The organism is Nocardia veterana NBRC 100344, assembly GCF_000308855.1.
Lineage (GTDB): Bacteria > Actinomycetota > Actinomycetes > Mycobacteriales > Mycobacteriaceae > Nocardia > Nocardia veterana.
The window spans coordinates 45960-64083 of sequence record NZ_BAGM01000134.1 but is presented as its reverse complement, the minus strand read 5'-3'; the positions used below and the strand labels follow the sequence as shown (position 1 = coordinate 64083).

Genomic DNA, 18124 nt, shown 5'->3' with positions numbered 1-18124 from the left:
AAGATCTAAGGGCGTTGTCGGTAATTTTGATATGTTCCGGGCAGACATCGGTGCAGCACTTGGTGATGTTGCAGTAACCGAGGCCGAACTCCTCCTGGGCCATCTCGCGGCGGTCGGCCACGTCGAGCGGATGCATCTCCAACTCGGCGACCCGCATGAGGTAGCGCGGTCCGGCGAAGGCGTTCTTGTTCTCCTCGTGGTCACGGACCACGTGACAGGTGTTCTGGCACAAGAAGCATTCGATGCACTTGCGGAACTCCTGGGAGCGCTCCACATCTCGCTGCTGCATCCGGTACTCGCCCGGCTTCAGATCCGCCGGCGGTGTGAACGACGGTATCTCCCGAGCCTTTTCGTAGTTGAACGAGACGTCGGTGACGAGATCGCGGATCACCGGGAAGGTTCGCATCGGCGTCACGGTGACGATCTCGTCGGCGGCGAAGGTCGACATCCGCGTCATACACATCAACCGCGGGCGTCCGTTCACCTCCGCCGAGCACGAACCGCATTTGCCCGCTTTGCAATTCCAGCGCACGGCCAGATCCGGGGCCTGGGTAGCCTGCAGGCGGTGGATGATGTCGAGGACGACCTCGCCCTCGTTCACCTCCACCGTGTAGTCCTGGAGTTCACCCTTGTCGCTGTCCCCGCGCCACACGCGGAAGTGGGCGTCGTAACCCATTGCTACTCATCCCCTTTCGCGGATGACTCGGCGGCCGCGGGATGTGCGGCGATCTCCGCCGGGGTGTAATACTTCTCCAGCTCGCTCAGTTCGAACAGGGCGAGCAGGTCCTCACGCATCGGTTTCTGCTCTTCCACGGTGACCACGACCGGCGGTACGGACTGGCCGATGCCATCCGGATCGGTCCGGCACACCAGCAGTCGATTGCGCCACTGGGCGTCCATCTGTGGATAGTCGTCGCGGGTGTGTCCGCCGCGGCTCTCGGTGCGCATCAGCGCCGCCTGCGCGACACACTCGCTGACCAGCAACATATTCCGCAGATCGAGGGCGAGGTGCCAGCCCGGGTTGAACTGCCGGTGGCCCTCGACGGTCACGGAGTCGTATCGTTCGCGCAACTCGCCGAGCCGCACGATCGCCTGTTCGAGTTCGTGTTGCTTGCGGATGATGCCGACCAGATCGTTCATCGTCTGCTGCAGGTCGGTGTGCAGGGTGTAGGGGTTCTCCCCGGTTCCGGTCGCCGGCGGATCGAAGGGCGCCAGTGCGGATTTCGCGGCCGCCTCGATGTCGGCGTCGGAGACCGCGGGCCGCTGGGCCAGCTGCCGCACATAGGTCGCTGCGCCCAGGCCCGCGCGGCGTCCGAACACCAGCAGGTCCGACAGCGAGTTGCCGCCGAGCCGGTTCGACCCGTGCATACCCCCGGAACATTCGCCGGCGGCGAACAGTCCGGGCACGGTGGCCGCGCCGGTGTCCGGATCGACCTCGATCCCGCCCATCACGTAATGGCAGGTCGGTCCGACCTCCATCGGTTCCTTGGTGATGTCCACATCCGCCAGTTCCTTGAACTGGTGGTGCATGGAGGGCAGCCGCTTCATGATCTCGGCGGCCGGCAGGCGGGACGCGATATCGAGGTAGACCCCGCCGTGCTCGGTGCCGCGACCGGCCTTGACCTCTTCGTTGATCGCTCGCGCGACCTCGTCGCGCGGCAACAGGTCCGGGGTGCGGCGCGCGGAATCGTTGTCGCGCAACCACTGATCCGCCTCGGCCTCGGTTTCGGCGTACTGACCCTTGAACACCGCGGGGATGTACTCGAACATGAAGCGCTTGCCCTCGGTGTTCTTGAGTACCCCGCCGTCGCCGCGCACGCCCTCGGTGACCAGGATGCCCTTCACACTCGGCGGCCAGACCATGCCGGTCGGGTGGAACTGCAGGAATTCCATATTGATCAGCGAGGCGCCGGCCCGCAGTGCCAGCGCGTGCCCGTCCCCGGTGTACTCCCAGGAGTTCGAGGTGACCTTGTAGGACTTGCCGACACCGCCGGTGGCGAGGACGACGGCCGGTGCCTCGAACAGAACGAATCGACCCGATTCGCGCCAGTACCCGAAGGCGCCGGAAATGGCGCCGGTGTCATTGGAGCGGGATCGGGCGCCTTCCGTGGTTGCGCTTGCTGCCTCCTCCGGGCGCTGACCGATCCCGCTCGTGTCCTTGAGCAGATCGGTGATCGTACATTCGGCGAACACCTTGATCCGTGCCTCGTAGTCACCGGTCTCGGCGTAATCCTCCTGCTGCAGCGAGACGATCTTCTGCTGCATGGTGCGGATGATCTCGAGCCCGGTGCGGTCGCCGACGTGTGCGAGTCGCGGATAGGTGTGGCCGCCGAAGTTGCGCTGGCTGATCCGGCCGTCCGGGGTCCGATCGAACAGCGCCCCATAGGTTTCCAGCTCCCAGACCCGGTCCGGGGCCTCCTGGGCGTGCAGTTCGGCCATCCGCCAGTTGTTGAGGAATTTGCCGCCGCGCATGGTGTCGCGGAAATGGGTCTGCCAGTTGTCCTTCTCGTTGGCATTGCCCATCGAGGCAGCACAACCACCCTCCGCCATGACCGTATGTGCCTTGCCGAACAGCGATTTACACACCACCGCCACCGACAAACCGTGTTCACGTGCCTCGATCACCGCGCGCAATCCGGCGCCACCGGCACCGATCACGACGACGTCGTACTTGTGCCGTTCGACTTCAGGCATGAAACGAATACTCCCGAGAGACTGAGGAATTGGGCTCTGTGGCGTTGTCGCCCGCCGGTGTCAGCCGACGAAACGCGGATCGGAGATGGTGCCGCTGGCGACCAGCATGATGTAGAAATCGGTGATCGCGAGCGTGGCCAGGGTGGTCCAGGCCAGCTGCATGTGCCGGGTGTTCAGCTTGGACACCTGCGTCCACATCCAGTAGCGGATCGGGTGCGCGGAGAAGTGTTTGAGTCGTCCGCCGGTGATGTGCCGGCAGGAGTGGCACGAGATCGTGTACGCCCACAGCAGAACGACATTCACCAGCAGAATGATGTTGCCGAGGCCGAAGCCGAAACCGCCGTCCTTACCGTGGAAGGCGATGATCGCGTCGTAGGTGTTGACCACCGAGACCACGACCGCCACGTAGAAGAAGTAGCGGTGCACGTTCTGGATGATCAGTGGCAACCGGGTCTCCCCGGTGTACTTGGCGTGTGGTTCGGCCACCGCGCAGGCCGGCGGGGAGAACCACACCGCCCGGTAGTAGGCCTTGCGGTAGTAGTAGCAGGTCAATCGGAACAACAGCAGGAACGGCAACACCAGGAAACCGAGCGGAATCCACATCGGCAGATTGCCGACCCAGTGCCCGAAGTGGCTCGAACCCTCGACGCACGAGGTACTCACGCACGGTGAGTAGAACGGCGTCAGATAGTGGTAGTCGGAGACCCAATATGCCGATCGCACAAAGGCTCTCACGGTTGCGTAGATGACGAATGCGGCCAATCCCAGGACCGTCAGCAGCGGGGGCACCCACCAGCTGTCGGTTCGTAGGGTGCGCGTCGAAATGGCGGCGCGGCCTTTGCTGAAAACTCCCGTGCCCGACTCGGGGGCGCGTGTCGGTGCTGCGCTCACTGCAAGCTGCCTCGCTGGTGTACCCCGTGGAACGTCATCGTTACCTCCGGCGTCGAATGTGATGCTGAGCACCATACGACACCGGAGCTATGACTCGAGGCCGGTCCCGGCAAGATCGTCCAACGCCCCGTCCTATGATTTGCGCCACATTTTCTGTGCGCTCGACGCGGCGGTGCAGTGGGTGAATGACGAGCTACTTCGGACCTTCTTCGCGAATGCGGTAATGAGGGAGCCGACGGGCGACAGCACCGTCACGCCGGAGCCTGAGTCGAGCGGGAGCGGTGCTGTGCGCCGGGGTCACCGCGAGGGTGCGGTGAATGTCGGGTTACTTGGTGCGCGGCCGCGAGTGGAAGCCCAGGCCCTCGTCCTGAGCACCCATCCAGGCGGCCTCGTCGGACTTGCTGTCCGGTACGTAGATGACCTCCTGTTGGCGGCGGCCCGCGACTTCCGGCGGTGGGGTCTGTTCGAACTCCTCGGCATCGATGGTGAGTCGTTCGAGATCGTTCTCCAGCCGGCGGACCGAATTGGCGTCCCCGTAGTGGGAGCGCAAAGCGCCGACGCATTGCCGGAGCTGTCCGACCGCGAAGCGCAGTTCAGCGATCTCACTGCGTGTCATCGAAACCTCCTGGTGCTTCCGGGCCGCCCCCCGACCTCGAGCTCGCCGGTCGGCAAGGCCGAGCCGGGCAAGATCAAGTCTGTGACGGACCGCACATCGTGATCTACAACACAGTACGTGAAGTTTTGCGTTCTGGCTCGTCGCAGCGCAAAAAGATCCCATTACCTGGACCGGGCGGAAGGGTTCGACACCGGCTCAGCCGGCGGCCGGGAGCACCGGCCGCGCGGCGATCGGGCCGAATTCCGCCGGTTGCACCGGCACCACCGCCCGATCGACGAGTGCGGCGATGGCGATCGCCACCTCTTCGGCGCGTTCCAAGATCACCGAGTGGCCGGCGCCGTCGAGGCGCACCAACTCCGCGCGGTCGAGTTGGGCGGCCAGGACCACCGAGTGGGCGAACGGAATCAGGATGTCCGCCGAGCCGCCGAGGACCAGCGCCGGAACGTCGGCCAGGAGTCGCAACGTGGGCGTCTCGTCGAAGCGGAGCAGTGAGTCCAGGAAATGAGCCATGGTCGGCAGCGGGGTGTCGTTGAGCATGGCGGTCGCCACCGCGGCCATCCGCGGGTTGACTCGGCCCGAACCAAAACTCGCCTCCCGCACGATGGGCTCGAATATCCTGCGCCCCAGCCGTTTCGACGCCTGTACCGCCCGCGGGGCGCGTTGGACGGCGATGCGGAACGAGGTGACCGTGCGCCGGTTGAGGAAGCGGCCGAGCCCGACCGCGGTGATGCTCGCGGCAGCGGCGGCGATCAACCCGACGCCCACGATGCGGGTACCGATCGCGTCCGGAAACAACCGGGCGTAGGCCAGCACCGCCATCGCTCCCATCGAATGTCCGATCAGCACCACGGGTCCGGTCGGCGTCAAGGCGCGCAGGACGGCGTCGAGATCGTGTCCCAGCTGATCGATCGTGTACGTCGACGGATCCGCGGCGCCGGACTCGCCGTGCCCGCGGTGGTCGTAGAAGACCATGCGGATATCGGGACCCCGTTGCCGCCGCAGCTCGTCCCGCAGGAACCACCAGGATTCGGTGCGCAGACAGTGTCCGTGGACGAAGACCACCGTGACCGCCGCGCTGAGGTCACCGAAGACCCAGGCCGCCAGCGGGGTGCCGTCATCGGCGCAGACGGTCGCTCGCTCGGCGATCGATGTGGACATGACGTCCTCCTGCAGAGTCCGCTCCTGTCCGGATGTCGATCGGCGCCGCCGTCGCGTTAACGCATATCTACCTGCTGTTATGTATCAATTGCACAACTGTCGCCCGAGCTGCTCCCACCGTGCGTGCCGGGCCTGCGGGAGAAGAAGTCCGGAGGATCTTGCGGTATCTAGCGAAAGGTGGAGACGGCTCTAGAAATTGCTGCCGAGTGGTAGCCGACGGCCGGCCCGGAGATCGGGCGGCCCTGGGGTGTAGGACCGATTATCGAGAATCTAGCGCTATCGATCAGAAAGAGTAGATATTCCTAGATTTTCCGATGGATCGGTCAGGCCTCGGCCGCGGCGCGGGTGGAAGGCAGGAACGGGCTCAGTAGGTTGCGCTCGGTGGAGGGCCCGAACTCCCATTCCGCGATCCAGGGCCCGGTGCCCTCGCTCACGTCGAGCACCCCGGATTCCAGCCACTCGTAGCGTCCCTCGAGCACCTTGCGGGTGAGCGCGGTATCGGCGTCGTCGGTGTTGTCCCACAGCGCGTCGAAGGCGGCCTCGATCCGCAGCCGGGACTGCCGGCAGAAGGTGTCGGCCAACTCCGTGGCAGCCTCCGCCTCGGCGCTGCCGGCCGCGCGCAGGGACTGGGCGCGCACACAGGCGGCCGACATCGCGAACAGCTCCGCACCGATATCCACGATCCGGCCCAAGAAGCCCTGACGGTATTCGAGCTTCGCCTGCCAGCGCGCCATCCCGTACATCAACTCGCGAGCTTGTTTGCGCGCCATTCGTTCGACGTAGCGCAGATGTGTTGCCAGCGACCCGAATTCGGTGAATGTCGTCGGCAGGCTACCGCGGCCGACGGCCAATTGCGGGAACCACTTCGCATAGAAGCCGCCGGCGCCGACGGCCGCGGTGGCCTTGTCCTTCAGCGCGGCGTGCCGATCCACGAGGGCGCCGGCCGCGGCCATGTGCGCATCGGCCATCTCCCGGGCGATCAGCAGCCGCATGATCTCGCTGGAACCCTCGAAGATCCGGTTGATGCGCAGGTCGCGCACCAACTGCTCGGCCGGTACCGCGCGCTCGCCCCGGTTTCGTAGCGAGGCGGCGGTTTCGTAGCCGCGCCCGCCGCGGATCTGGACCAGTTCGTCGGCGATCCGGCAGCTCATCTCCGAGGCCCACAGTTTGGCGAGCGCGGCCTCGATCCGGATGTCGTTGCGGGCCTCGTCGCACATGGTCCCGGACAGTTCCAGCACCGCCTCCAGCGCGAAAGTCGTTGCGGCGACGAAGGATATCTTCGCGGCCACGGCGGCGTGCTCACCGACCGGCCGGCCCCACTGCACCCGCGCCGCCGACCAGCCCCGGCTGATCTTCAGCGACCATTTCGCGGCCGCGGTGCACAGCGCCGGAATCGCGAGCCGGCCGGCGTTCAGCGTCGTCAGTGCGATCTTGAGGCCGTCACCCTCGCGCCCGATCAGATTGCGGGCGGGCACCCGGACCCGGTGCATGCGGGTGACACCGTTCTCGATCCCGCGCAGGCCCATGAACGAATTCCGCCGCTCGACGGTGATACCCGGGGTGTCCGCCTCGACCACGAACGCCGAGATGCCACCGCGGTGCCCTTCGCCCCGGGGCACCCGCGCCATCACCACCAGCAGCTCCGCGACCACGCCGTTGGTGGTCCACAGTTTCACCCCGTCGAGTTCGTAGGCCGTACCGTCGGCGGTCGGGGTGGCGGTACTCGCCATCCGAGCGGGATCGGAACCGACATCCGGTTCGGTGAGCAGGAAGGCGCTGACGGCGCCGCGGGCGCACCGGGGCAGGAATTCGCGTTTCTGTTCCTCGGTGCCGGCCAGCTTCAACGGTTCCGGGACGCCGATCGACTGGTGGGCCGACAGCAGCACGCCCAGACTCGGATGGACCGAACCGACCAGCATCAGTGCCCGGTTGTACCCGACCTGGGACAGGCCCTGGCCGCCGTATTCGGGTGGAATCTTGAGCCCGAAGCAGCCGATCTCGGCCAGGCCGCGCACGTAGTCGTCGGGAATCTTCGATTCGGCCTCGATCACCGTTCCGTCCAGCGTTTCGCAGAAGGCACGCAGCCGGTCCAGGAACGCCGCGGTGCGGGCGGCATCGTCGGGACCGGGCTCCGGATACGGGTGGATCAGGTCGAGCCGGAAGCGGCCGAGGAACATCTGCTTCGCGAACGACGGTTTGGCCCAGGTAGTTTCGCGTGACTCCTCGACCAGGGCGCGCGCCTGTTCCTCGGTGGCGTGAACTTTCGCGGCTGTCGCCATGAGACCCTCCTCGAACGTGACCGGGATCACATTCGAGTGTAGGAGGGTCGGTTACTCACCGGTAGGCCTGGGCGGTACGAAATCGGCCGAACGGGCCGGCGGAGGCGGGCGGTGGGACCGGCCGGTCGCCGCAATCCGCTCCCGGACCGCCGCGCCTACTGAACTCCGCGCAGGTAGCGGCCGAAATGCGGCACGGTGAAGCCGATCGTCCCCCGTTCCGCGGAGTAGATCAGGCCCTTCTTGATCAGTCCGTCGCGGGCCGGTGACAGCGAGGCCGGCTTGCGGCCCAGTTCCTTGGCGACCGCCGCGGTCGGGACCGGCCCGTCGTCGCCGGCCAGATCGGCCATCGCGCGCATGTACTCCCGTTCGGCCGGCGTTGCTCGTTCGTAGCGGGAGCCGAAGAAGCCCACCGCCAACTCCTCCTCGGCCGCCGGTGCCGCCAATTCGACATCCTCGGCGCCGATCGGGCTGCGGGCGGCCACATCCCAGGTGGCCTTGCCGTAGGCCTGCACGAAATAGGGATAACCATCGGCCTTGTCGTACAAGGCCTGCAGCGCCTCGGCGGTGAATTCCACCGCCTCCCGTTCGGCCGGCGCGATCAGCGCCCGGTCCGCGGACTCGCGGTCCAGGCGATCGATGCGGTGGTAGCCGAACAATCGCTCGGAATAGCTTTTGGATGCCGACAGGACGGCCGGCAGATGTGGCAGGCCGGCGCCGACCACGATCAGCGGCGCCGTCTCCTGACTCAATTCGTGGCAGGCGCCGCAGATCGCGGAAATGTCGGCCGGGCCGAGATCCTGCATCTCGTCGATGAATACGGCGATGCCGACCCCGATGTCACGAGCCAGCTGCGCGGCCTCGAGCAGCAGCTCCACCAGGTCGATCTCGATATCGCCGGAATCGGCGCGACCGGTCACGGCCGGGACGTCGATACCCGGCTGCCAACGTTCGCGCATCCCTTTGTCGGCCGTCGCGCGCAGGGCGAAGGCCTTGAGGATGCCCAGGAAATCGTCGACCATCTCCGGATTGCGGTGAGCGACGGCGATCTGGCGGACCGCCATGTGCAGGGCGGAGGCCAGCGGCCGGCGCAGTTCCTGGTCCGGTCGCGCCTCGAGCTTGCCGGTCCCCCAGCCGCGCGAGCGGGCGGTGGAGCGTAGTTGATTGAGCAACACCGTCTTTCCGACCCCACGCAGGCCGGTGAGCATAACGCTGCGTTCGGGACGTCCGCGCGAGATGCGTTCGAGCACGATGTCGAAGGCGTCCAGCTGCTTGTCGCGCCCCGCGAGTTCGGGTGGGCGCTGCCCGGCGCCGGGGGCATACGGATTCCGCACGGGGTCCATGCCCCGACACCGTAGCGCTTTCGCATCGGAATCTGGGGATATATACGGGATGTTCTAGATTGCGCTATCCATGCGAATGCGCCCCGCATGCGCCACCGATCGGAGCTCTAGGCTGGTGGGGGTTCGGAGTCCGAAATGTCCGCAGGAGGGTCATGTCCACCGATTCGGAAGAGCAGCAGTCCGACGATCGGCCGAACCCCACGGTGGCCGAGGTGGTGGCGTCCTGGGAGGTGCCCGCCGCCGCGCCGGTGGCCTCGCAGATCCGGAACAACATTTTGAAGGCGATCGCGCAGGGTTACGACGACCCGCAACTGGTGGCCGATCTCGCGGTCGGCCCCCTCGTGATCGCGTTGGGTCGGTTGGAAACCGAATTGATCGAGGCGCGCAGGCGAATCGCGGATCTGGAGCGCCTCGTGCAGGGCGGCGCCGGACCGACCGAGCCCGGTGGGCCGACGGTGTAACGCCGCCACGACTCGATCGGATAACGAGGGCAGGACCCGCGATACCGAGCCGTGACCCCCATAGCAGATGGCGCTCATGCGCCTGTAATCGGGGGTGGTCCTGGCGATTTGGCGACACGCGGGCAGACACGCCGTCGTGTGGGGTGGACAACAACACCGAGCCGTCGTAATCTCTTCGTGACTTCGCGGAGTATGTCGCTTCACAGGAGGAGCGGCCCGCTGAGTCACCGCCTAATCAGCAGTCGAGTGGGCAGCTCGAACGCTGAACCGGGGACCCAGGTTTCTGGGGTGAATCCTCTTCGGTCGCAAGGTCGATGGGGTAGGGCCGATCTTCCCGGTCCGAACCCGTCAGCTAACCCGGTCGGCGCGTGGGCAAGGAAGAAACAGGAGACTCAGCTCGGTGGGTAAACACAGTCTGCAACGGGAATCTCGGCTGCCGAATTCCGTCAAGGGTGCGATGGTCTTCGGTGCGGTTGCGGCGACAACCGGTGCGATTCCGGCCATTCCGGCGATGGCTGCCACGATCAATGTTCCCGGCGTCGGCAACTTCGACGTTCCGCTGGGTCACGAGTTCGATCAGCAGGTCAGCCAGGTCAATCAGGCCCTCGCCGACCACGCCGACGAGATCAAGGGTGCTCAGCAGGCGCTGAGCTCGCAGGCCATCGCTCCGCCGGCCGCCACCCAGAATCCGATGAGCGGCATGTTCGGCCAGCAGCAGCACCACGGTCCCGGCGATGTCGCACTCGATGCGGCCCGCAGCAAGATCGGCGCCGACTACGTGTGGGGCGCCTCCGGTCCCTCGAACTTCGACTGCTCCGGTCTGGTGCAGTGGGCGTACAAGCAGGCCGGAATTCAGTTGCCGCGGACCAGCTTCGAACAGTCGCATGTCGGCAAGCCGGTCGCCTTCCAGGACCTGCAGCCCGGTGACCTCGTCATCCAGAACGGCGGCGGCCACGTGGCCATGTACGCCGGGGATGGCAAGATCCTCCAGGCGCCGCAGTCGGGTGAGACCGTCAGCTACGCGCACCTGGACCCCGATTCGATCGTCACCGCACGTCGCGTCGCCTAGTCGTTCCCGCTCGACAGCACGGCCCGGCGGTGACCCGCCGGGCATAGTGTGAGGAGCGAAACTGGAACAGGCACAACCAGCTACAGCACGGGTCGACTCCTGGATCTGGGCTGTCCGGCTGTTCAAGACCCGATCCGCCGCGGCCACCGCCTGCCGCGGCGGACATGTGCGCGTCAACGGTACAGCCGTCAAGCCCGCTCATCAGATCAAGCCCGGTGATGAGGTTCGGGTACGCAACGCCGGTATCGAACGGATCGTCGTGGTGGTCCGTCTGGTCGTCAAACGTGTCGGCGCTTCGATTGCCACGCAGTGCTACATCGACAAGAGCCCGCCGCCGCCCGCCCCGGAGATCGTGGCCGCTATGCCCAAGCGCGACCGCGGTGCCGGCCGGCCCACCAAACGTGAACGCCGCGAGACGGATCGGCTACTCGGTCGCGATCAGCGGTGACTCCGTGCGGCTCGATATTCCGGTGGTGAACAGCCCGGCGCGGTAGTGGTCGCGACAGGCGACCCGCCGGATCTTCCCGCTCGAGGTCTTCGGGATCGTGCCGCGCGGCAGCATCAGGATCTCCGCGGGGGCGATGCCGTGGTCGGCCACCACCGCCCTGCGGATCCGACGGCCGATATCGGGCGTCGCGATCTCGGTGTGGTCGAGTTCTGCTACCAGGATGAGCTTTTCACCGGCGCCGTCGTCGACCCCGAACGCCGCGATATGCCCGGCGCGCAGTTCGGGTGCGGCGGCCGCGACGGTGGCTTCGATATCGGCGGGAAAGTGATTACGACCGTCGACGATGATCGTGTCCCGCAGCCGACCCGCGATGTACAGGCCGCCGTCGTGGACGAACCCCAGATCGCCGGTGCGCAGCCACCGCCCGGACGCGCCCTCCGCGACCGCTTCGAAGGTGGTCGCGCTGCGGTCCGGCGAACCGGCGTACCCGGCGCCGATATTGGGGCCCTGCACCCAGATTTCGCCGACCTCGTCGTCGCCGAGCACCGTCCGAGTGACCGGATCGACGATCCGAAGCGACTGGCCGGCCGGGAAACCACAGTCGATCAGAGCGGTTCCGGCCTGCGGTGTGGTAGCGACGACGGCGCGGCCCGCGCTCAGGGCGGTCCGATCGAATTCGATACAGATCGGGGCGGCCGACGGGCGGGAGATGGTGACCGGCAAGGTCGCCTCCGCCAGCCCGTATCCCGGAGTGTGGGCGCGATACCGGAAGCCGTGCGGTGCGAAGGTTCGGGTGAACGCGGCCAGCGCGGCGGCCCGGATCGGTTCGGCGCCGTTGAGCAGGACCTCCAGCGAGGACAGGTCGAGACCCTCGCGTTCGGCCGCGCCGGTACCGGAAACGGCCAGGGTGAGGCCGAAATTCGGGCTCGCCGTGGCGCCCGCGTGATAGTCGCTGCAGGCGCGCAGCCAGCGGATCGGCCGCTTGGCGAATTCCGCCGGCGCGAGACCGATCGCGGGTACGCCGGTGAAGAGCGGCAGGCACAGCGCGAAGACCAGGCCCATATCGTGGAAGTAGGGCAGCCAGTTGACCATCGGGCGGCGGTTCACCACGTCGAGTGCGCTGCGTAGTTGTTCGAGCGCCGCCGTCAGATTTCCGTGGGTGATCTGCACTCCCGCCGGGGATGTGGTGGATCCGGAGGTGTATTGCAGGTAGGCGGGGTGGTCTCCGATGGGGTCGAGCCGGATATCGTCGGCACGCCCGTTCCGGTCGACGACCAGGACGTCGTGCTGCGTCGGTACCCGGTCCGGGGCGAGGATCTGTGCTCCCGGCGAGACGAGGCTCAGGCGCGGGGCGGCGTCGTCGAGTATCGCGTGAAGGCGTTCGGCATTGCGGCGCATCGTGATCGGAAACAGCGGCACCGCCGTGCGCGCGCTGTAGAGGCAGGCGAGGAAGGCGACCACATACTCGAGTCCGTGCTCACACAGAATGGCGACGCGATCCGCTGTTTCGGTGCGGTCACGGATCTCGTTCGCGAGACGGCCGGCGGCGCTGTGTAATTCGGCCGTGGTGAGGGTGGTGGCCACACACCGCCCCTCCGGATAGGACAGCGCCGTGGCGGCCGGGTCGTCGGGCGTGAGTGCCGCGCGTTCGGCTACGGCCGCCGCCAGCGCATTGATCATCGGCGCGGTCCGTCCGGCTGCGGCCACCGCGCCGCCAGCGCCGACGACAAGGCCGCCACCGACGGATATTCGAACAGCTCACTGGTGGCGATCCGGATGCCGAGGCAGCGTTCCAGCCGACGTCGTAGCTCGATGGCGAGCAGTGAGGACAGATCGAGGGCGGCGAAATCGGCGTCCGGGTCGATCGAGTCGACGGGACGTGCCAGCGTGGCCGCGACGCTCGCACGGACGATGCGTCGAATCTCCGCCCCGGCGTTCCCGTCGAAGTCCGGAGTCGACATCCGCGACGGCAGGGGTGCGAGGGTCGAGCTGTCCGGTGGCGCCCCGTGATTCAGCTCGACGCGAAGTCGGCGCGCGACCGGGGAGGGGTCGTCGGTGGGTGTGTGGTCCAGCGCCAGCACGACCGGTTGGGGATGTCCGAGCACGGCGGACAGGACAGCCGTGCCCCGGGCGACGTCGAAGGGCGTGACCCCGGCAGCCCGCAGGTGGGCTGCACCGCCGGCCGTGCGCGTCAGCCCGCCGGCCCAGCTGCCCCAGGCGATGCTGGTTACGCGTCTTCCCGTGCAGGTGCGCGCGATGGCGTCGAGTGCCGCATTGGCCGCCGCGTATGCGGCCTGCCCGGGCGCGCCGAACACTCCGGTGGCCGAGGAACAGAGCAGGGTGAAATCGATCGGATCGGCGGCGGTCAGGTCGATCAGCGCGGCCGCGGCGGATACCTTGGCGAAGTGCAATGCCACGGATTCCGCTGTCACCGAATCGAATTCGGCGTCGCGCAGTTCCCCGGCGGCATGGATCAGTCCACGTATGGTGGAACCGCAGGCGCGGATGTCGTCGAGTGCGTTCGCCAGATCGTCCCGGTCGCCGACATCGCACCGCACCACGACGACCCGGTCCTCGGCACCCTCCAGCAACGGCGGTAGCGGTCGCGGCCGGCGGGTCAACACCACCACGTCGTGGGCGCCCCGGTCCAGTAGCCACCGCACGGCGGTGGCGCCCACCTCGCCCAGTCCGCCGGTGACGACATAGGTGCCGTCGGCGACGATCGGAATCCGGGTGCGCTCACCGGTGATCCGCCGGAACCGCCGGACCAGCAGCCGGCCGTCCTCGGCGCGTACCTCGTCCGGACCGTCGGGCCGCAGCGCGAGCTCACCGATGTGTTCCGCGGCGTGGCCGTCGGACCAGATCAGCCCGACGGGTCGCCCGGACTCGAGTTGCAGGGTGCGAACCAGTGCCGCGATCGCCTGCTGTGTGACGGACGCCGGATCCGGCAGCACCACCGACACGGCGGTCGTCGCTTTCGCCGCGACCACCTGCTGAAGCAGGTGTACCGCGCGTTCGGTTCCGGTCGTGGCTCGCGCCGGCTCGTCCACGGCGCCGGGCGGAATATCGGCGGCGTGACTCGTCGCGGGCCACACCAGGACAACGGCCGTACCCGGTGGCCCGGTCAACGCGGATCCGGTCAACGCGGCCGCGAATTCGGGCTCGCGCGCGACCCGCTGCGCCGGGACCCGGCGGTCGAGCACCCGGACCAGGGCCGTCGCCAGCGCGGACTCTCCGACCACCAGTGCCCGGCTCACTGCCACCGGGTGGTCCCCCGCGGTGTGCCGGCGCGGTCCGGTCGGATCGGGCGGCGGTGCGAAATCCTCGGGGCCGACGTCTCCGGCAGGTGGGTCGACCGAGAGCGGAACCCAATGTTCCTCACGCAGTACCTCGGCCGCCCATTCCGGCGCGGTCGGAACCGTCGCGTCGTATCCCGCGGTCCTGCGGTCGACCGCTTGTCCGGGTGGTGCGGGACGGTCCGAGTGGTACGGGGCAAAGCTTCCGAACCCGGCCCGCTGCTCGGAATTCGACTGTGCCGCACCGGGTTCGGTGCCCGTGATCCGAATGCGCACGCCGAGCAGCGCGACGGCGGGTGCGTCGTGCTGATCGAGTGCCACCACGTCGCACAGCAGCTCGGCCGCGGTGTGTTCGCGAAGGAAGGCGTGGGCCTCGGTCAGTACCACGCGCTGCGCATCGGAGACCCAGACCGAGGCGATCCCGACCGGTAGTCCTGCTCCGTCCGCGGGCAGCCGGTCACGGGCCGCCGCACCGATCAGTTGCAGACAGCCGTCCAGCGCGGCGGCGGACAGCGGGAGCGGGCCGAAAGTTCCGGTGGCGCTCTGGTTTCCCGCACGTAGACCGACCAGCGGTCGAAAGCGCGGGCCGTAGTCGAGGCCGCGGTTTCGTAGCCCCGCATAGAACTCGTCGACGTCGAGCGTGACCGTGGCCGCCGACCGCGCCCGATGGTCCTCGACCAGACGCATCCATCGCACGATATCCGCGGGTGCGGCGGGCGCATCGGCTCGCGCTTCGGCCAGTACCACCGGGCCGAGTAGTGCCCGCAGGTCCGCGCCGATCCGATAGTCGACCGCCGGTAGGTCCGCCAGGTCCGTTCGTTGGTGAATCACGAAGTCGGACAATCGAATCGACCCGGGCGTTGCGTCGACGAACCGCCGCAGCCAGTAGGCGGCGGGCACAGTGGGCACCCCGGCGATCACGTGATCACCGAGCGGTTCGGTGCCGGCGGCGGGGGCGGTGCGAGTCAGCAGCGGGTAGACCTTTCGCCGCCACACCCGACGCTCGACCGGGTCCTCGGTAGGTCCCTGCATCGACCAATCCACCGCGCGGCCGCGCGTGTAGAGCGTTCCGACGGTGCGCAGCAGTGCGGCCACCTCACCGTCCCGATGGGCCGCTGCGAAGACCGAATCGGACAACTCCGGGTGGTCGCGCACCGCGGGCACCAGCACCGGATGCGGTGACACTTCGACGATCTCGGTGTAGCCGCGGTCTGCGGCCGCCGCGATCGCAGCGTCCAATTCCACTGTTCCGCAGAGGTTGTCGGCCCAGTAATCGATATCCATCGCTGCCGAATCGACGACCGTGCCCACCCGCGACGTGGAGAACAGCGGAACCTGCGGGGTGTGGACCGGAAACGGCCGCACCGCGGCGCGGAATTCCGTGACCGAGCTGCGCACCTGCGGGCTGTGTGCGGCGAAGTCCACCGGGATCGGACGAACGTAGTAGTGCCGTCGCCGCGCCCGGCGCAGCAGGGTTTCCATGTAGCGTGTCGAGCCCGAGACGACCACCGCCCGCGGACCGTTGACCGCGGCGACGGCGACTTCCGCGCGCAGTGGCTCGACCAGGCGCCGGACCTGTTCGGGCGTCGCCTCGAGCATCGCCATCGTGCCGCCCCCGGCCAGGCGGCCCAAGATGCGCGATCGCACCGTGATCAGGTGTGCGGCGTCGCCGAGCGAAACCGCGCCCGCGACCACCGCGGCCGCCACCTCACCGAGGCTGTGCCCGGCCACCCCGTCCGGTTCGATCCCCCAGGCCGCCAGCAGTCGCGCCAGCGCCACCTGGTAGACGAACAGTGCCGGCTGCACGGTCTCGGTGGTGGCGAGAGCGTCGGCGAAACCGTGCCGGGGCGTCCAGACCCGTGGCCCACCGGCCTCGACCACGGCCTCGCTCGCGGCCGCCACGGCGCGGGCGAATTCCGGGTATCGGGCGGCGAGTTCGCGCCCCATCCGCGCATGTTGCCCGCCCTGACCCGAGAAGAGGAACAACACCCGGCCACGCCGGGGCTCGCCCAGACCGAGGATCGCGGGGGAGGTATCGGAGCCGGAGGCGATGTCTCGGAAGGCATCGGCGGCCGATGCGGCGTCCTCGGCCAGTACGGCGGCGCGAAAGCGTTGTGGGAGTGCGCGTCCGGCGGCGGCCGGCGCGCGCAACGACACGTCGCCGGTGACCGATGTGGACCATCGCCGCGCTGTGGTGCGCAGTTCCGCCTCGTCGCGGCAGGTCCAGCCGATCAGAACGGGTGTCCGGATCTCCGCCGGCGCCGCCGGTACCGTGGCATCGCGGAGGACCACATGCGCGTTCGTGCCTCCGAAGCCGAACGAGCTGACGCCGGCGTACCGGGCCACGCCGGGCTCCGCCGTCCACTCGATCGGTTCGGTCGGCACCCGCAGGCCCCGTTCGGACAGTCTGAGCAGCGGGTTCTCGCGCCGAAAGTTGGCGGTGGGCACGATGATCCGGTTTCGCAGGCACAAAGCCGCCTTGGCGACTCCGGTGATCCCCGCCGCGGCCTCGAGGTGTCCGATATTCGATTTGATCGACCCGATGTAGGGTTTCACCGCACCGCCTGGATCGCCGAGCACCGTCGCCAGCGCTTCGATCTCGACCGCGTCTCCGACCGGCGTACCGGTTCCGTGGCATTCGAAATATCCGGCCGAGCGGATATCGACACCGGCGCGCGCCCACGCCGCAGCGATCACCTGCTGCTGCGCGCGTCCGCTGGGGGCGGGCAGGCCGTTGGAGCGGCCGTCCGAACCCACTGCGGCACCGAGTATTTCGGCGTAGCCTCGATTTCCCTGCCGCCGCGCGTCGGCGGTTCGTTGCAGGACCAGGACGGTCGCACCGTCACCGCGAACATATCCGTCGGCGGCCGCGTCGAACGGCTTGCAGCGTCCGTCTGGCGCGAGGAATCCCGCCTCGGCGAGATAGTGCGAAGTATGCGGCAGCAGAGCGAGATTCACCCCGCCGACGACCGCGAAGGGCACCGTTTCGTCGGCCAGCAACCGCAGGGCGAGATCGATCGCCGCCAGCGACGACGAACAGGCACTGTCGAGAACGAGGCTGGGGCCGCGCAGATCCAGCGTGTAGGAGAGCCGATTGGCGATGATGCTCAGCGCCGAGCCGGTCACGGCATAGGGCGCGTCGTGGCCGCCGGTACCGAGAACGACTGCGCCGTGGTCGAATCCGCACGCGCCGAACAGCACGGCCGTGTTCGAACCCCGCAACCGGTACCCGATGCCGGCGTCGTCGATCGCCTCGACCGCGACTTCCAGTGCGAGTCGCTGCTGCGGATCCATCAGCGCTGCTTCCCGGTCGGAGATGGCGAACCAGTCGTTGTCGAATTCCGTTGTGCCGTAGAGGTAACTGCCGGGGCCGGCGCCGTCGCGATCCGGCGGCGCCGCACCGGTAGCGGCACGTCCCTCGACCAGAAGTCGCCACAGTTCGGGTACGCCGTCGGCCCCGGGCACTCGAGTGCCGATCCCGATGATCGAAACCGGCGGCGTCGGTGTGCTGGACGTCATCGCCGCTCGAGATGCTCGACGAGCTGCTCGATATCCGGGTGGTCGTAGAGCTCGGTCAGCGAGATATCCACGCCCAGTGCGTCTTCCAGTACGCCGGTGAGCCGCGCGAGTTGCGCCGAGTTCAGCCCGAGGTCGGTGAAAGGCGTTGTGGTCGAGACCGATTCGCGTGCGGAACCGAGTAGTTCCGCGACTGCCGCGACCGCCGTCGACGTCATGGTGTCGATCCGATCCCGCTGGCCCACCACGCTGTCCTCCCCGCATCCGGCGCCGCCCGCACGACGGTCAGGTTCCTCAGCGATTATGCCGAGAAGTCGAGGCGCGGTGAAGAGTCCGAGGTAGGTGGGGCCACAGGG

13 protein-coding genes and 1 riboswitch are annotated in these 18124 nt (G+C 67.8%); of the genes, 3 read left to right on the top strand and 10 right to left on the bottom strand.

Annotated features, from left to right (window positions below; genetic code table 11):
- The 7 genes from ON37_RS26015 to ON37_RS25985 form a co-directional block, all read right to left on the bottom strand.
- A partial coding sequence (locus ON37_RS26015) for a succinate dehydrogenase/fumarate reductase iron-sulfur subunit (RefSeq protein WP_040722978.1) occupies positions 1–676 on the bottom strand: 676 nt, incomplete at its 3' end.
- Positions 677–678: 2 nt separating this feature from the next.
- Positions 679–2694 carry a fumarate reductase/succinate dehydrogenase flavoprotein subunit gene (locus tag ON37_RS26010; RefSeq protein WP_040722977.1) on the bottom strand — a complete coding sequence of 672 codons (2016 nt, stop codon included), beginning with the start codon at positions 2692–2694 and terminating at the stop codon, positions 679–681.
- Between the two features lie 60 nt (positions 2695–2754).
- On the bottom strand, positions 2755–3585 hold the full coding sequence (gene sdhC / locus ON37_RS26005; RefSeq protein ID WP_040722976.1) for a succinate dehydrogenase subunit SdhC: 831 nt from the start codon (positions 3583–3585) through the stop codon (positions 2755–2757).
- 325 nt (positions 3586–3910) lie between these two features.
- Positions 3911–4201, bottom strand: coding sequence for an Rv0250c family protein (locus ON37_RS26000; protein ID WP_040722975.1), 291 nt, complete (start codon positions 4199–4201; stop codon positions 3911–3913).
- 195 nt (positions 4202–4396) lie between these two features.
- Positions 4397–5359: an alpha/beta fold hydrolase gene (locus ON37_RS25995; RefSeq protein ID WP_051032049.1), complete on the bottom strand. Its 963-nt coding sequence runs from the start codon at positions 5357–5359 to the stop codon at positions 4397–4399.
- Positions 5360–5682: 323 nt separating this feature from the next.
- The gene (locus tag ON37_RS25990; RefSeq protein ID WP_040722998.1) at positions 5683–7638 is read right to left on the bottom strand and encodes an acyl-CoA dehydrogenase family protein; all 1956 of its coding nucleotides are present in this window, start codon (positions 7636–7638) and stop codon (positions 5683–5685) included.
- Between the two features lie 155 nt (positions 7639–7793).
- The gene (locus tag ON37_RS25985) at positions 7794–8978 is read right to left on the bottom strand and encodes an ATP-binding protein (RefSeq protein ID WP_040722973.1); all 1185 of its coding nucleotides are present in this window, start codon (positions 8976–8978) and stop codon (positions 7794–7796) included.
- 152 nt (positions 8979–9130) lie between these two features.
- Between ON37_RS25985 and ON37_RS25980 the strand changes: the two genes are divergently transcribed.
- From ON37_RS25980 to ON37_RS25970, 3 genes are all read left to right on the top strand, one after another.
- Positions 9131–9439, top strand: a complete 309-nt coding sequence (locus ON37_RS25980) for a hypothetical protein (protein WP_040722971.1) — start codon at positions 9131–9133, stop codon at positions 9437–9439.
- A gap of 218 nt (positions 9440–9657) precedes the next feature.
- Positions 9658–9821, top strand: a riboswitch (cyclic di-AMP (ydaO/yuaA leader).
- An 18-nt stretch (positions 9822–9839) separates the two neighbouring features.
- Positions 9840–10508: a C40 family peptidase gene (locus tag ON37_RS25975; protein ID WP_245553479.1), complete on the top strand. Its 669-nt coding sequence runs from the start codon at positions 9840–9842 to the stop codon at positions 10506–10508.
- A gap of 61 nt (positions 10509–10569) precedes the next feature.
- A complete protein-coding gene (locus ON37_RS25970; RefSeq protein WP_040722969.1) occupies positions 10570–10956 on the top strand; it encodes an RNA-binding S4 domain-containing protein in 387 nt (128 codons plus the stop codon).
- On the opposite strand, the gene ON37_RS25965 is transcribed toward ON37_RS25970, so the two are convergent.
- The 3 genes from ON37_RS25965 to ON37_RS25955 are packed head-to-tail and all read right to left on the bottom strand — an operon-like array spanning position 10933 to position 18016.
- Entirely contained in the window at positions 10933–12636 is a 1704-nt protein-coding gene (locus ON37_RS25965; protein ID WP_051032052.1) for a fatty acyl-AMP ligase, read from the bottom strand. The two genes, ON37_RS25970 and ON37_RS25965, sit on opposite strands and share 24 nt — an antisense overlap.
- Complete coding sequence (locus ON37_RS25960) at positions 12633–17771, bottom strand: type I polyketide synthase (RefSeq protein WP_040722967.1); 5139 nt, start codon at positions 17769–17771, stop codon at positions 12633–12635. Before ON37_RS25960 ends, ON37_RS25965 begins: the two co-directional genes overlap by 4 nt.
- Positions 17768–18016 (bottom strand): acyl carrier protein, encoded by a 249-nt coding sequence (locus ON37_RS25955; protein ID WP_245553477.1) that lies wholly within the window; start codon positions 18014–18016, stop codon positions 17768–17770. The genes ON37_RS25960 and ON37_RS25955 overlap by 4 nt, the downstream gene beginning before the upstream one ends.
- Between the last annotated feature and the right edge of the window lie 108 nt (positions 18017–18124).